This is a genomic window from Sphingomonas qomolangmaensis (assembly GCF_024496245.1).
Taxonomy (GTDB): Bacteria; Pseudomonadota; Alphaproteobacteria; order Sphingomonadales; family Sphingomonadaceae; genus Sphingomonas; species Sphingomonas qomolangmaensis.
The window spans coordinates 1,477,157-1,490,136 of sequence record NZ_CP101740.1; the positions used below are offsets into that span (position 1 = coordinate 1,477,157).

The window sequence follows — 12,980 nt, forward strand, 5'->3', positions numbered from 1 at the left end:
ATAACAGGTGGCACCGCGCTGGGTTCCTGCGCGCGATCAGAACACCGCATGATCGCCGCGTTCGGCCTGCGCCTGCCCGGCCAGGAGCTGCGCGTGATAGTCGGCGAGCGTCTGGGTGCCGGTCGAGGGGGTGGCGTCGGCGTCGTAGCGGCCGGTTTGCGGATCGAGCACGAGCATCGATTCGGTGGCGTAATAGCGTCCGATCCGCGCGAGTTCGGCCTTGGCGGCGAGCGGCGGGGCGATGCGGCCGAGCGCCGACAGCACTGCGATGATCGTGTCGAGCAGCTTGACCGGCACCTGGCGGAAGCGCGGCGGGCGGCCGAGCAGGGCGAACAGCGCCTCGCCCTGCTGGCGCGGTGTCTGCGCCGGGCCGGGGCCGCCGATCGGCAGGATGCGGTTCCAGCGGCCGGGGTCGTCGAGGCAGTCGACCAGATAGGCGGCGAGATCGTCGTCGCTGATCGGCTTGCACGCGGTGAGGCTACCGTCGCCGAAGAGCAGATAGGGTTTGCCGGCGCGCACCCGCTCGACCTGGCCCGAGAGCGATTTGAAGAAGGCGGTAGGGCGGACGATCGAATAGCGGAGCCCCGAGGCGATGAGCTCGGCTTCGAAGGCGAGCTTGGCGTGCTGGAAGGCGAGCAGCGGCTTCTGGACGCAGATCGCCGAGAGCTGGATGAAATGCGGGATGCCGGCGGCTTTGGCGGCGGCGAGCGCGTTGCTGTGCGCGGCGTGGTCGATCGCCCAGGCATCGGCGGGGGTGCCGGTGCGCGAGGCCAGGCAGGAGATGATGGCGTCGAAACGTTCGCGTGCGATGGCGGTGGCGAGCGCGGCGGGGTCGGTGATTTTGCCGTGGCGGAGGGTGGGGTTTTGCCCCCCTTCCGTTCGCGCTGAGCTTGTCGAAGTGCCGTTCTTTTCTTTTGCGGTGTTGGGGGGGAGGTTGGGGTCCACGTCGGGTGTTGCACCGGGACGGACGAAGCAGATGGTTTCATATCCGCATGCCACCAGCGCGCGGACGGTGGCGCGGCCGATGGTGCCGGTGCCGCCGAGGACCAGGATGCGGCGGGGTAGTTGGCTAGGGTGGGCTATTTCATCCTCCACTATCGCGGTTGCCAAACTCTCCAACCGTTCGTGCTGAGTATCGGCTGAGCTCGTCGAAGCGGCGTATCGAAGCACCGGTCCGCTTGGGGCAAGGTCCTTCGATACGGGTCTTTGCCAAGCTCAGCCCCTACTCAGGACGAACGGTGGGTAGGGAGATGGTGCCCCATCACGCCTCGTCCCTCACCACCCGCGCGACCTCCTCGACCGTCGTCACCCCGGCGCGCACCTTTGCCACGCCATCGTCGAGCAGCGAGGGATTGTCGCCCCCCCTCGCCGCACGTTCGAGCTCGGCTTCCGAAGCACCGTCGTGGATCATCGCCTGGAACCGATCGTCGACCGCGACGACTTCGTACAGGCCGGCGCGGCCACGATAGCCGTCGCCATTGCATTCGTCGCAGCCGACCGGGCGCCACACCGGCTCGCCCACCGTCAGCACATTGCCGAGCAGCAGCGCGTCGCCGGGGGTCGCGACATCCTCGCGGCGGCAATGCGGGCACAGCCGGCGAACCAGCCGCTGCGCGCACAGGCCGACCACCATCGGTGCGAGCAGGTAGCGCTCGACCCCCATGTCGATCAGCCGCGTGACCGATCCCACCGCCGAATTGGTGTGGAGCGTCGAGAGCACGAAATGGCCGGTCATCGCCGATCGCACCGCGGTCTGCGCGGTTTCCTGGTCGCGGATTTCGCCGACCATGATGACGTCGGGGTCCTGGCGCAGGATCGCGCGAAGGCCGCGTGCGAAGGTCATGTCGGTGCGCGGATTGACCTGCGTCTGCGCGATGCCGCCGAGCTCGTACTCGATCGGGTCTTCGACCGTCATCACGTTGCGCTTGCGATCGTTGAGGCGGGTGAGCGCGGTGTAGAGCGTCGTGGTCTTGCCCGAACCGGTGGGGCCGGTGACCAGCAGGATGCCGTGCGGGCGTTCGAGCAGGCGGGTGAAGACGCTGCGGTCACGGTCGCTCATGCCGAGCTTGCCGAGGTCGAGCGTCATCCCGCCGCGCTCGAGCAGGCGCATCACCACGCGCTCGCCATGCTGGGTCGGGATCGTCGACACGCGCGCGTCGACGTCGTGGCCGCCGATCCGCAGCGTGACGCGGCCATCCTGCGGGGTGCGCTTTTCGGCGATGTCGAGCTTGGCCATCACCTTGATCCGGCTGACCAGCAAGGGCGCGAGCGCGCGTTGCGGCTCGACGATGTCGCGCAGCACGCCGTCGATGCGGAAGCGAACGACGAGGCGCTTTTCCTGCGTCTCGACATGGACGTCCGACGCGCCTTCCTTGATCGCTTCGAGCAGGAGCGCGTTGATGAGGCGGATGACGGGCGAATCGTCGCGGGTGTCGAGCAGGTCGTCGACCGCCGCCGCCGAATCGGCGAGCGCCGCCAGGTCGGTTTCGGTGATCTCGAAATCGGCGGCGTTGGTGCTGCGGTCGCCATAGCCTGCGCTCAACGCGGCGTCGAAGGCGTCGTCGGGGACCATGACCATCGCCGCGCCGGGGGCGATCCGCTGGACCTCGATCAGCGCGTCGAGCGTCACGTCGCCGCGATGGACGCATTCGGTGCCCCCCTGCCCTGCGCGCAGCAGCACGCCGTGCTTGCGGGCAAAGCCATAAGGCAGCCGCGCGAGCGGCGGCGGCGCGGCGGTTTCCTCGATGATCAGCGTGTCGGTCATTGCGCGAACTCGATCGTGGCGGCGACATGGCCCGGCGTCGGGCGGCGGACGATGTCGGTGCGGACGACGCCGAGCGCCGACGAGCGGCTGACCTCGGCGATCCAGCCGACGACATTGTCGTAGCTCGCGTCGGTGACCGCGGCGCGGACGCCGCCTTCGATCGGGGTTACGGTCGGAGCGAGACCGAAGCCCTGTGCCGCGCCGGTGACGATCGTCTCGGGTGGCCCCTCGCGGCGGGTGGCATTGGGGGTGAGCGTGCCTGCCGCGCGGATGCGGGCGTTGAGCGTTTCGTAGGTGCGGATGTCGGCCTGCGCCTCGGCACGCGCGTCCTGGATCGGCTTGATCACGCCGTAGACCAGCACCACCCCAGCGAGCAGCGTGCCGAGTACCGAGACGAGGAGGCGCTCGCGCTGCGAAAGCCCGCTCCACCAGGTGTCGAGGCGGAGCAGCGCAGCCTCGATCCGGCTGCGTTCGATGATTCGGATCGTCCTCATGCGCCGGTCGCCGTCAATCGGAGGGTGCCGCCGGGGCCTTGCACGACGCGGCCGGTGATCCGCGCGTCGGCGAGCGCCGCGGTGATTCGCGCGGCTGTGCCGGGCTGGAGCGAATCGAGATCGAGGATCAGTGTCGATCCCTCGAAGCGCATCGAGCGGACGGTGATCGCGCTCGCGACCGGGGCGAGCGCGCTCGATACGCGGGTGACGAGCGGCAGGAAGGCGCTGGCGCGGCCGGGTTCGGGCAGCATGTCGGCCACCGAGCCCGCCAAGTCGGCGGCGTTGGTGGGGGTGCCCGGCGCGGCGGTGGCGACCAGCAGCCGCGTCTCGTCCTGGCGGCGATCGGCGATTGCGCGCAGCATCAGCGTATCGGCGACCGCGATCGAGGCATGCGCGACGATGCCGAGCCCGATCACCCAGGCGAGGCGACGGCGATAGGTGGGCACCGCGACCCGGCGGCGGGCATAGATGCCGGTGCGAAGATCGAGCGCGGGGTTGGCGAGCCGGCGGGTGAGCGGGGCCTCGCCCATCTCGGCGGGAAGCGCCCCCATGTCCTCGGGCAGCGGCGCGCCATAGGAGCGGATCGCGGGGCGGCCGGCGGCGTCCCAGGCGGTGCGTAGTACCGGCGCGGGCAGCGCGAAGCCGGTGCCGTCGCCGGCGCGGACGACTGCGCGGGTATCACCCAATTGCACCGCCCATTCGCCCGGATCGGGCTGCGGCAGCGCGAGCGCGTCGGGGACGACCGCGGCGGCGCCCAGGCCAGCTTCGTCGGCGATCGCCGCCCACACTTCCATCCGTTCGTGGCGGACGACGCCGACCAGATAGCGTTTGGGGGCGATTTCGGCGCCGAGCACCAGATGCACCGCATCGAGCGAATCGGCGATCATCTCCTCGACCGCGAAGGGCAACGCCTCGATCCGCTTGGCGCGGGAGGACAGCGGCAGATCGACCGCGAGCAGCCGCACATCCTCGGTCGGCACGAGCAAGGTTGCCGGGCCTTCGCCATCGGCTATGGTGACGCTGCCGCCGTCGAGCGTCCAGACGCCCGCTGCGGGGCGCTGGTCTGCGGGGGTTCGCTGGTGGCTCATGCCGGGGGCGCCATCGATTGTAACATTGCTTTCATGGACCGGTCGCATGGGGCGTGGATGCGCATCTTATTGAAACAGTTTCATGACAGCCGGCGTGCCCGCGGACAATCCCGCGCGCGCACCATCGTCGAAAACCCCAATGTCGCCGAAAACGAGGCCGGTCTTACCCTGGTCGAGATGATCGTCGTGCTGGCGATCATCGCGCTGGTCGCGGCGCTGATCGTGCCCAACGTGATCGGCCGGCCCGACGAAGCGCGGGTGACGGTGGCGAACACCGACATCCGGACGATCTCCGCCGCGCTGAAGATGTACCGGCTCGACAACGGATCGTATCCGACGACGGCGCAGGGGCTGAAGGCGCTCGCCGAAAAGCCGACGACGCCGCCGATCCCCTCGAGCTGGTCGTCAGAGGGGTATCTGGGGCAAGTGCCCGAGGATCCTTGGGGCAATCCGTACAGCTATGCCTCGCCCGCGCCTGGCGGGTTTGCGCTGAAGTCGCTCGGCAAGGACGGGCAGCCCGGCGGCGAAGGTCTCGACGCGGACCTGACGGGCGGGAAATAGGCAATGCCCGCGCGCCGTGCCGGCGAGCTCGGCATGACTTTGATCGAGATGCTGATCGTGCTGGCGATCATCGCGGTGGCGGCGGGATCGGTGACGCTGGGGATCGGCGCGGCGACTCGCTCGCCCTCGGCCGAGAGCGAGGCGCGGCGATTGGCGCAGCGGCTGCAGGCGGCGGCTGACGATGCGATGCTGGGCGATACGATGGTGGCGTTCACCGCGCGCAAGACCGGCTATGGTTTTGCGCGGTTCGGCGCTGGGGGCGAAATGCAGGCGTTCGAGGGCGATGCGCTGGGGTTTCACCAATTGCCGGGGGGAATGACGATGACCTTGTCGCTGCGTCCGCCGGTGGTGCTTGGCCCCGACGGCGCGGGCAAGCCGATGACCGCGACGGTCGAGGCGGGATCGCAGCGCTGGGTGGTGCTGTATGACGGGCTGACCGCCAATGTGATGCCGGCGGCGTGAGATTCGTCGAGAATCTTCCTTTCGCGCTTCTGTCCCCCTCCCGCTTGCGGGAAGGGTTAGGGGAGGGCCTGTCCGCAAGCGCGGTCCGTGAAGTTACAGGCCCTCCCCCGACCCCTCCCGTAAACGGGAGGGGAGGAGAAGCGGGCTTTTCGCTCATCGAGGCGATGGTCGCGCTGGCGATTCTCGCGATCGCCACCGTCGGGCTGATCCGTACCACCGAGACGCACATCGATTCGACGCGCGGGATGGAGCAGCGTGCCATCGCGATGTGGGTGGCGGAGAACCGATTGGCCGAGCTCGAGATCGGGCTAGCACCGCCCGACCAGGTCGAGATGCTGGGGCAGCCCTGGCGCGTCGCGGTGCGGCGGACCGGCACCGACGATCCCGAGATCGAACGGGTGCGGATCGAGGTGTTCGCTGGCGCCGCGAGCGGACCCAATGGATCGCCGCTTGCATCGCTCGACGGTTTCCTCGACGCAGGCGCAGCATGAACCGGCTGATCATCATCACCCCGCGCCAGTCGAAGCTGGCGATCGATCTGTTCACCGCCGGCATGGTCGCGTCGGTGGCATGGGCGCTCGCCGGCCTTACCTGGCGGATCGCGGGCCATGCCGGGCAAGGCGCGATCACCGTGCCGTCGGGGACGCGGCCGGTGAGCGTCGCGCCCGATATCGCGCCCGCGCTCGCGCTCGCACCGTTCGGCAAGGCGGCGCAGGTCGCCGCGGCGCAGGCGACGGGGTTGCAGATCGCGCTGAAGGGCGTGGTGTTCGCGGTGCCGGCCAGCTTCTCGGTCGCCTATATCTCGAACGCGGGCGAGGCGGCCAAGCCGTTCCGCATCGGCGACGGCATTGGCGGCGCGACGATCGAGGGAATCCAGCGCGACCGCGTGCTGCTGAACAATGCCGGGCGGACCGAATTCCTGGCATTCCCCGATCCCGCCGCCGGACCCGCACCCGCCCCGGGCGCGCCGCCAGCGCCCGGCGCCGCACCGGCTGCCGCGCCCCCTGCCCCCGCGCCGGCGCCGCAAGCCGCCGCATCGCTGCTGCAGCGCTTCGACGCGACGCCGACCGAGGGCGGCTATGCCGTCGGCCAGAATGCCCCGCCGGGGATGCAGCCGGGCGACGTCGTCCAGTCGGTCAATGGCCAGGCATTGGGCCGCGGTCCTGCCGACCAGGCCGCGTTCGCCGCCGCCGCGCGCAGCGGATCGGCGCAGATACAAGTCGTGCGCGACGGCAAGCCCGTGACGCTCACCGTCCCCTTACGCTAGAGAAACGATCCGTGGCCAAACGCACCCTATTGCTCCTCGCGCTCGCCGCGACCGCGCTCCAGCCGCTCGCCGCGCAAGAGGGGCCGCCGGGCGACATCGTCGTCAACATGCGCGGGGTCGAGATCGCCGATGTCGCCGACCAGATTTCGCGGCTGACGGGGCGGACGCTGATCCTGGATCCCGCGGTGCGAGGCACGGTCACGGTGACGTCGGCGCAGCCGCTGTCGGCGGCGGGGGTGTGGGAGCTGTTCCAGTCGGTGCTGCGCGCCAACGGCTTTGCCGCGGTGCAATCGGGGCGCGCGTGGCGAATCGTGCCGCAGGCCAATGCGGTGCGCGACGGCGGGGTGCGGCGTTCGGGCGCGGGGCAGGAACTGACGACGCGGATGATCCGGCTGTCGAACGTGCCCGCCGCCGAGGCGGCGCGGATCGCGCGGCCGCTGGTCGCGACCTTCGGATCGGTCGAGCCGCTCGCCAGCCCAAACGCGATCGTCGTGACCGACTATGCCGACAATGTGCGGCGGATCGAATCGCTGATGCGCAGCCTGGACGGCGGCGGCGGCCAGACCTTCGCGACGATCCCGCTGCGCAACGGATCGGCGCCCGAAGTGGCGGCGGCGATCAGCCAGGTGTTGGGTGACGGCGAAGCCGGCGGCGCGCGCGTCGCGGCCGATCCGCGCAGCAACATCGTGGTGGTGCGCGGCACGCCTTCGTCGGTGGCCGAGGCACGGCGAATCGCGATCTCGCTCGACACGCCGGGCGGGGCGACGCCGATCACGCGGGTGTTCCGCCTGAACTATGCCGATGCCGAGAGCGTCACCGACGTGCTGCGCGGGGTGCTGGGGCAGGAAGGCGAGGCGAGCAATCCGGTCGCGCGGAGCCTGCAGTCGCGGGGGACGCGGGGTGGGCTGTCATCGACCAACCGAAGCCCGACCGCGACGCTCTCGGGGCTGGTCAATTCGAACAATGCGGGTGCTGCGGCAGCGGCGCTCGGCGGTGCAGGAGGACTTGGCGGCGGCGGCGGCATGACCGGCGGCGGGGGTGGCATCAGCACCGTCGGCGAAGGCCAGCGCGAGCAACCTGCGCAGGGTTTTTCCACCCCGGAGCTCACCGTCCAGCCCGCTCCCGACATCAACGCGATCGTCGTGCGCGGCACCCCGACCGCGGTGGCGAGCATGGAAACGATCGTCGCCGATCTCGACGTTCGCCGGCCGCAGGTGATCCTCGAAGCCGCGATCGCCGAGATCACCGGTACCGAAGCCGAACAGCTAGCGGTGCAGATCGGTTCGTCGGGCGCGGTGGTCAATCAGTTCGAAGGCGTAGCGACGTCGTTCGGAGCGAATAACGGCGTGTCGCTGCGCACGATCCTGGGCGCGCTCGGCGTTCCCGCCGCTGCGCTGCTCGGCGAAGGACTCAGTGGCAACCTGGCGATCGGCAATGATTTCTCGATCCTTGTCCAGGCGCTGGGCGTCTCGGACAAATCGAACCTGCTGTCGACACCGTCGGTGACGGTGGTCGACAACAAGGTGGGCGAGATCGTGGTGGCGCAGGAAGTGCCGTTCATCACCGGGTCGATCCTGACCGACAATGCCGGCGTAACGCCTTATACCTCGGTCGAGCGCAAGGATGTCGGCATCACGCTGCGGGTGCTGCCGCGGATCAATGCGGGCGACACGATCCGGCTCGAGATCAGCCAGGAAGCCTCGTCGATCGCGCAGACGCAGCTGAGCAGCGCGACCGACATCATCACCAACCGGCGCGCGATCAACACCACGGTACTGGCGGACAATGGCCGGACGATCGTGCTCGGCGGGCTGATCAGCGACGATTATGCGCGGCAGAAAAGCCAGGTGCCGATCCTGGGCGATATCCCGATCCTGGGTGAATTCTTCAAATCGCGCCGCGAATCGCGGACCAAGCGGACGCTGTTCATCTTCCTGAAGCCGACGATCCTGCGATCGAGCGACGAAACCGCAGCGGCATCGGACGAACGCTATCAGCGGCTGCGCGGCGACGAATCGTACCTGAGCGAGCGTCGCAGCCTGTTGCTCAAGCCGCCGGCGCCGAGGCTGACGGTCGAGATTGACGGGATCTATTGAGGGGGGTTGCCTCCCCTCGTCACCCCGGAACAAGTCCGGGGTGACGGTGGAGTGCGGCGCGGCAGCGCGCGCGCTATTCCGCGCTGCCCGGCATCGGCACCCTCGCCTCCTGCGTGCCGCGGGTGAAGAAAGCGGCGTCGATCGCGAGCGCGCGGAGTTGCCAGCCGTCGACCGCTTCGCCCACCGCCAGCGTTCGGCTGGCGCCCTCGCTGGTGCGGACCATCGCGACCGCGTCGACGTTGAGGCGGCCGGCGATTCCCACCAGCGCCGGGGCGTCGGCGGGGGTCGCGCGGGCTTCGGTCACCGCGCCGAACAGCGAGCGGCCGAGTGCTGCGTCAAGCGGGGGTCGCGCGGCTAGCGTCGTCTGCGACGGGCTTGAGAGCGCGCGCAAGGGTTCGGGTGACGGCGCGAGCAGCACCACCGCGGGGGTGGCGATCGCGAGCAGCGCCAGCGCGGCGCTCCAGCCGATCTGTTCGCGGGTCAACGCCATGGCACCAGCACCTCGCCCTCGACGCGGACCGCACCGCCCGAGACGCTCGCCAGCCGCCAGCGCCGCCAGCGCAGGACCGGGTCGCCGCGCTCGATGCCGTCGGCGAAGGCGAGCACCGCCTTTTCGCTTCCCGAGGCCGAGAGGGTGAGGCGCACGACGTGGGGGGCGGCTGGATCGGTGACCTCGAGCGTTTCGACCAGCACCCCGCCTGCGGTCGCGGCGCGGCGGAGGCGAAGCGCAGCCCGGCGGGAGGCGGTGGCGGCGTCGGGGGCCGGGGTCAGCCGAGCGTCAGCGAGCATACGCGGCACCGGCGGTGCGGCGATTTCGGCGGCAAGCGCCGCCTGCGCCGCGCGGGCCTCGTTGAGATCGGCGATCGCGCCGAGCATCGGCCAGCTCGCCGCCAACGCGATGGCGAGCCCCGACGCGCCGCCGATCGCGGTCCAGCGCGGCGTCATTCCGCCACCTCGCGCAGCCGCACGAGGATCACGCCGTCGCCGCGCGTCTGGCCGACGTCGCGGAGGCGCGCGGTGCGCGGATCGCGGCGAAGCGCGGTGCGCAGCGTATCGGGATCGGGCGTGGCGACGTCGGCGCTAAGGCGGCCGCGTTCGTCGGCGGCGACCGCGGCGAGGCGCGCATCGGGCGGCAGCGTCGCGGCGAAGGCGTTGAGGGTGTCGGCGATTCCCGGCGCGCCTTCGGCCAGCGCGGCGTGGTCGGCGAGGCCGGCGGCGCGGGCGGCGAGCGCCGGCGCGGCGGCGCGGCGTTGCGCCTGGGTCTCCTGGCGGATCGCCGAGGCCTGCAGCGTCGCCGCGCCCCAGGCGAGCACCGGGCCGGCGGGCAGCAGGATCGCGAGCAGGATACCGAAGCCGCCCGAATCATCGCCGCGCTGGCGCTCGACGGCGGGAACCGCAGGCTTGGCAGCCGGTGCTGCCCCACGACTGCGCATCGCCGCGAACAGGCGGTCGGCGAGGCTGGGGCGGTCGGCGGAGTCCATGTTGCCGCCTAGCCGGTCACACCCCGATCGAACAAGCACCCGCAACCTATCGCTGCCCCCCACCGCCTTGTCTTAAAACAGTCTTATCACTTACGCCGAACGGTCACCGTTTGTGCATGTGGTTGTAAGGCTGCGCGCTCAAAGGGAATGCCAGTACGGGGATCCATCACGGATTCGGGAAAATGGGGATCAGCATGAGCGACAGCTTCGAAATGACGTCGGCCTATACCGATGGCGATATCGATACCAACCCGACGAGCAATTCGCACCTGAGCGACCTGATCGATCGCCGCTATTCGCGCCGTGAGACGCTGCGCGGCGGTGCTTCGGCTGCGGCGATCGCGGTGTTCGGCGGCGCGCTGCTCGCGGCATGCGACGACGAGAGCGACACCGACGACGATTCGGCCCCCGTCGTCACCGCAGGATCGAGCGGCACGACCAGCGCCGGACGGTTGGTGACCCTGACCAGCACCGTGACCGACGACGGCGGCATCGTCACCTCATCGTGGACGCAGGTTTCGGGCCCCACCGTGACGCTGGCGGGCGCGACCACCGCGACCGCGACCTTCGTTGCGCCGGCAGTCGCCGCAGGCACGCCGCTGGTGTTCCGCTACACCGCGACCGACCAGAGCGGCCAGGCGAGCAGCGCCGATACGACGGTGACGATCTCGCCCGCACAGCTCGGTTTCACCGCGGTCGCAAAGAACCGCAACGACGTCGTGACGGTGCCGACCGGCTATACGCTGAGCGTCCTTGCGCGGCTGGGCGATCCTTTGACGGCTGCGACCCCCGCGTTCGCCAACAACGGCACCGACACGGATTATGGCAACCGGTTCGGCGACCATAATGACGCGCTGTACTATTACGGCTTGAATGCTGCTGGTGCCCGGGACGACGCATCGAACATTCGTGGCGTGCTCGTGGTAAATCACGAAAACATCACCGAGCAATATATGCACGCCAACGGTCAGACCGGCACCGGCGGCGGCGGCGTTGCGATCGCGCGCCCCGAAAGCGAGGCGATCAAGGAAATCGAAGCGCACGGCGTCAGTGTCATAGAAGTGATCCAAGCCGCGAACGGGGGCTGGTCCTATGTCCAAAACAGCACGTTTAACCGTCGTATCACGCCGAACACCCCGGTGACCATCAACGGCCCCGCGCGGGGTTCGACGTTGATGCGCACGGCATACTCGCCTGCCGGCACCGACGGTCGCGGCACGATCAACAACTGCGCGAATGGCGTGACCCCATGGGGCACGAACCTGACCTGCGAAGAAAATTGGTCGGGCTATTTCCGTCGGCCAACCGCAACCGACAATCCTCGCCGCACACCAAAGGAACTGGTAGCGCTTGCCCGCTACGGCGTGTCGAGTACCAACGGTAACTATGGTTGGGCATCGGTCACGCCCGCCGATTCGTCGAGCACGCTGTATCGTCGGTGGGACGCCCAGGCGACCGGCGCGAGCGCGACCGCCGATTATCGCAACGAACCCAACCAATATGGCTGGACCGTCGAGGTCGATCCCTATGATCGCACCAAGGCCCCGCGCAAGCGCACCGCGCTCGGGCGCATGAACCACGAGGGCGCCTGGCCGGGCAATTTCGTCGTTGGCCGCCGTCCCGCCTGGTATCAGGGTGACGATGCGCAGAACGAGTATCTGTACAAGTTCGTCTCTGCGACGCCGTGGGTTGCCGCGGATGCGACCGCGACCGATCGCCTGGCGATGGGGGACAAATATCTCGATAGCGGCACGCTGTATGTCGCGCGCTTCAACCCCGACGGTTCGGGCGAATGGCTGCCGCTGGTATTCGGCCAAGGTCCGCTGACCGCCGCGAATACCGTCTATTCCTATGCCGACCAAGCAGATGTGCTCACCCACGCACGGCTGGCCGCCGATGCGGTGGGTGCGACGCGGATGGATCGTCCCGAATGGACCGCAGTCAGCCCAACGACGGGCGAAATGTACCTGACGCTGACCAACAACTCGTCGCGTACTGCAGCCACCGCCGATGCCTCGAACCCACGCGCCTATCTTGATCCGCCCAGCACTTCGCGATCGAACCGCAACGGCCACATTCTACGCTTGCGCGAGGCCGGTGATACGACCGAAGCAACGACGTTCACCTGGGATATCTATCTGTTCGCAGCTGGTTCGGACCTTGAGGCAGCAAACATCAACTTGTCGGGCCTGACTGCGGATAATGATCTGTCGAGCCCCGATGGCCTGTGGTTCGGCCGGCCGACCAACGCAACGGGCCAGGTGAAACCGCTATTGTGGGTCCAAACCGATGACGGCGCTTTCACCGACGTTACCAACAATCAGATGCTGGCCGCCTTCCCTGGTCGGGTCGGGGACGGTGGGACGCGTACCGTGACCAATACTGCCGCCGACGGCACCACGCGCACCGTAACGACGCGGATTGGTGCGGCGCCGGGGACCGAGTTGCGCCGCTTTCTGGTCGGCCCGGTAGGTTGTGAGATAACCGGCGTTGATACCACTCCTGACGGCCGCACGCTGTTCGTCGGTGTCCAGCATCCTGGTGAAGGCGGCAACTTGACCAACATCACCAGCCGGTGGCCCGACACCCAAGGCGGCACAACGCCGGCAGCAACGGTTCGTCCCCGCTCGGCGGTTATCGTCGTCCGCAAGAACGACGGCGGGGTGGTGGCGCTCTAAGCCGCGCTTCTGCTTACTCGACCCTCTCGCGTTTACGGGAGAGGGTCGAGTAAGGGCCTTCTGCTACTTTTCAGATCAAAAGAAGACCC

13 protein-coding genes are annotated in these 12,980 nt (G+C 69.0%); 6 read left to right on the forward strand and 7 right to left on the reverse strand.

What is annotated here, in order from left to right; all coding sequences use genetic code 11:
* Positions 1-36 precede the first annotated feature (36 nt).
* The 4 genes from NMP03_RS07000 to gspL form a co-directional block, all read right to left on the reverse strand.
* Positions 37-1,110, reverse strand: coding sequence for an NAD(P)H-binding protein (locus NMP03_RS07000; protein ID WP_256507768.1), 1,074 nt, complete (start codon positions 1,108-1,110; stop codon positions 37-39).
* Between the two features lie 151 nt (positions 1,111-1,261).
* Positions 1,262-2,764, reverse strand: a complete 1,503-nt coding sequence (locus tag NMP03_RS07005) for a GspE/PulE family protein (protein ID WP_256507769.1) — start codon at positions 2,762-2,764, stop codon at positions 1,262-1,264.
* A complete protein-coding gene (gene gspM, locus NMP03_RS07010) occupies positions 2,761-3,258 on the reverse strand; it encodes a type II secretion system protein GspM (RefSeq protein WP_256507770.1) in 498 nt (165 codons plus the stop codon). The genes NMP03_RS07005 and gspM overlap by 4 nt, the downstream gene beginning before the upstream one ends.
* Positions 3,255-4,346, reverse strand: a complete 1,092-nt coding sequence (gene gspL, locus NMP03_RS07015; RefSeq protein WP_256507771.1) for a type II secretion system protein GspL — start codon at positions 4,344-4,346, stop codon at positions 3,255-3,257. The genes gspM and gspL overlap by 4 nt, the downstream gene beginning before the upstream one ends.
* A 57-nt stretch (positions 4,347-4,403) precedes the next feature.
* On the opposite strand from gspL, the gene gspG reads away from it, so the two are divergent.
* From gspG to gspD, 5 genes are all read left to right on the forward strand, one after another.
* A complete protein-coding gene (gene gspG, locus NMP03_RS07020; RefSeq protein ID WP_319937630.1) occupies positions 4,404-4,907 on the forward strand; it encodes a type II secretion system major pseudopilin GspG in 504 nt (167 codons plus the stop codon).
* A gap of 3 nt (positions 4,908-4,910) precedes the next feature.
* Complete coding sequence (locus NMP03_RS07025) at positions 4,911-5,369, forward strand: prepilin-type N-terminal cleavage/methylation domain-containing protein (RefSeq protein WP_256507772.1); 459 nt, start codon at positions 4,911-4,913, stop codon at positions 5,367-5,369.
* Positions 5,370-5,533: 164 nt separating this feature from the next.
* A complete protein-coding gene (gene gspI / locus NMP03_RS07030) occupies positions 5,534-5,860 on the forward strand; it encodes a type II secretion system minor pseudopilin GspI (protein WP_256507773.1) in 327 nt (108 codons plus the stop codon).
* The gene (locus tag NMP03_RS07035) at positions 5,857-6,636 is read left to right on the forward strand and encodes a type II secretion system protein N (protein ID WP_256507774.1); all 780 of its coding nucleotides are present in this window, start codon (positions 5,857-5,859) and stop codon (positions 6,634-6,636) included. Before gspI ends, NMP03_RS07035 begins: the two co-directional genes overlap by 4 nt.
* Before the next feature lie 11 nt (positions 6,637-6,647).
* Positions 6,648-8,732, forward strand: coding sequence for a type II secretion system secretin GspD (gene gspD / locus NMP03_RS07040; RefSeq protein WP_256507775.1), 2,085 nt, complete (start codon positions 6,648-6,650; stop codon positions 8,730-8,732).
* A gap of 73 nt (positions 8,733-8,805) precedes the next feature.
* Here the strand turns inward: gspD and NMP03_RS07045 are convergent, their stop codons facing one another.
* The 3 genes from NMP03_RS07045 to NMP03_RS07055 are packed head-to-tail and all read right to left on the reverse strand — an operon-like array spanning position 8,806 to position 10,213.
* The gene (locus tag NMP03_RS07045; protein ID WP_256507776.1) at positions 8,806-9,222 is read right to left on the reverse strand and encodes a hypothetical protein; all 417 of its coding nucleotides are present in this window, start codon (positions 9,220-9,222) and stop codon (positions 8,806-8,808) included.
* On the reverse strand, positions 9,213-9,677 hold the full coding sequence (locus NMP03_RS07050) for a hypothetical protein (protein ID WP_256507777.1): 465 nt from the start codon (positions 9,675-9,677) through the stop codon (positions 9,213-9,215). Before NMP03_RS07050 ends, NMP03_RS07045 begins: the two co-directional genes overlap by 10 nt.
* On the reverse strand, positions 9,674-10,213 hold the full coding sequence (locus NMP03_RS07055) for a hypothetical protein (protein ID WP_256507778.1): 540 nt from the start codon (positions 10,211-10,213) through the stop codon (positions 9,674-9,676). Before NMP03_RS07055 ends, NMP03_RS07050 begins: the two co-directional genes overlap by 4 nt.
* A gap of 194 nt (positions 10,214-10,407) precedes the next feature.
* On the opposite strand from NMP03_RS07055, the gene NMP03_RS07060 reads away from it, so the two are divergent.
* Positions 10,408-12,891: a PhoX family protein gene (locus NMP03_RS07060; RefSeq protein ID WP_256507779.1), complete on the forward strand. Its 2,484-nt coding sequence runs from the start codon at positions 10,408-10,410 to the stop codon at positions 12,889-12,891.
* The last annotated feature ends 89 nt before the right edge of the window (positions 12,892-12,980 follow it).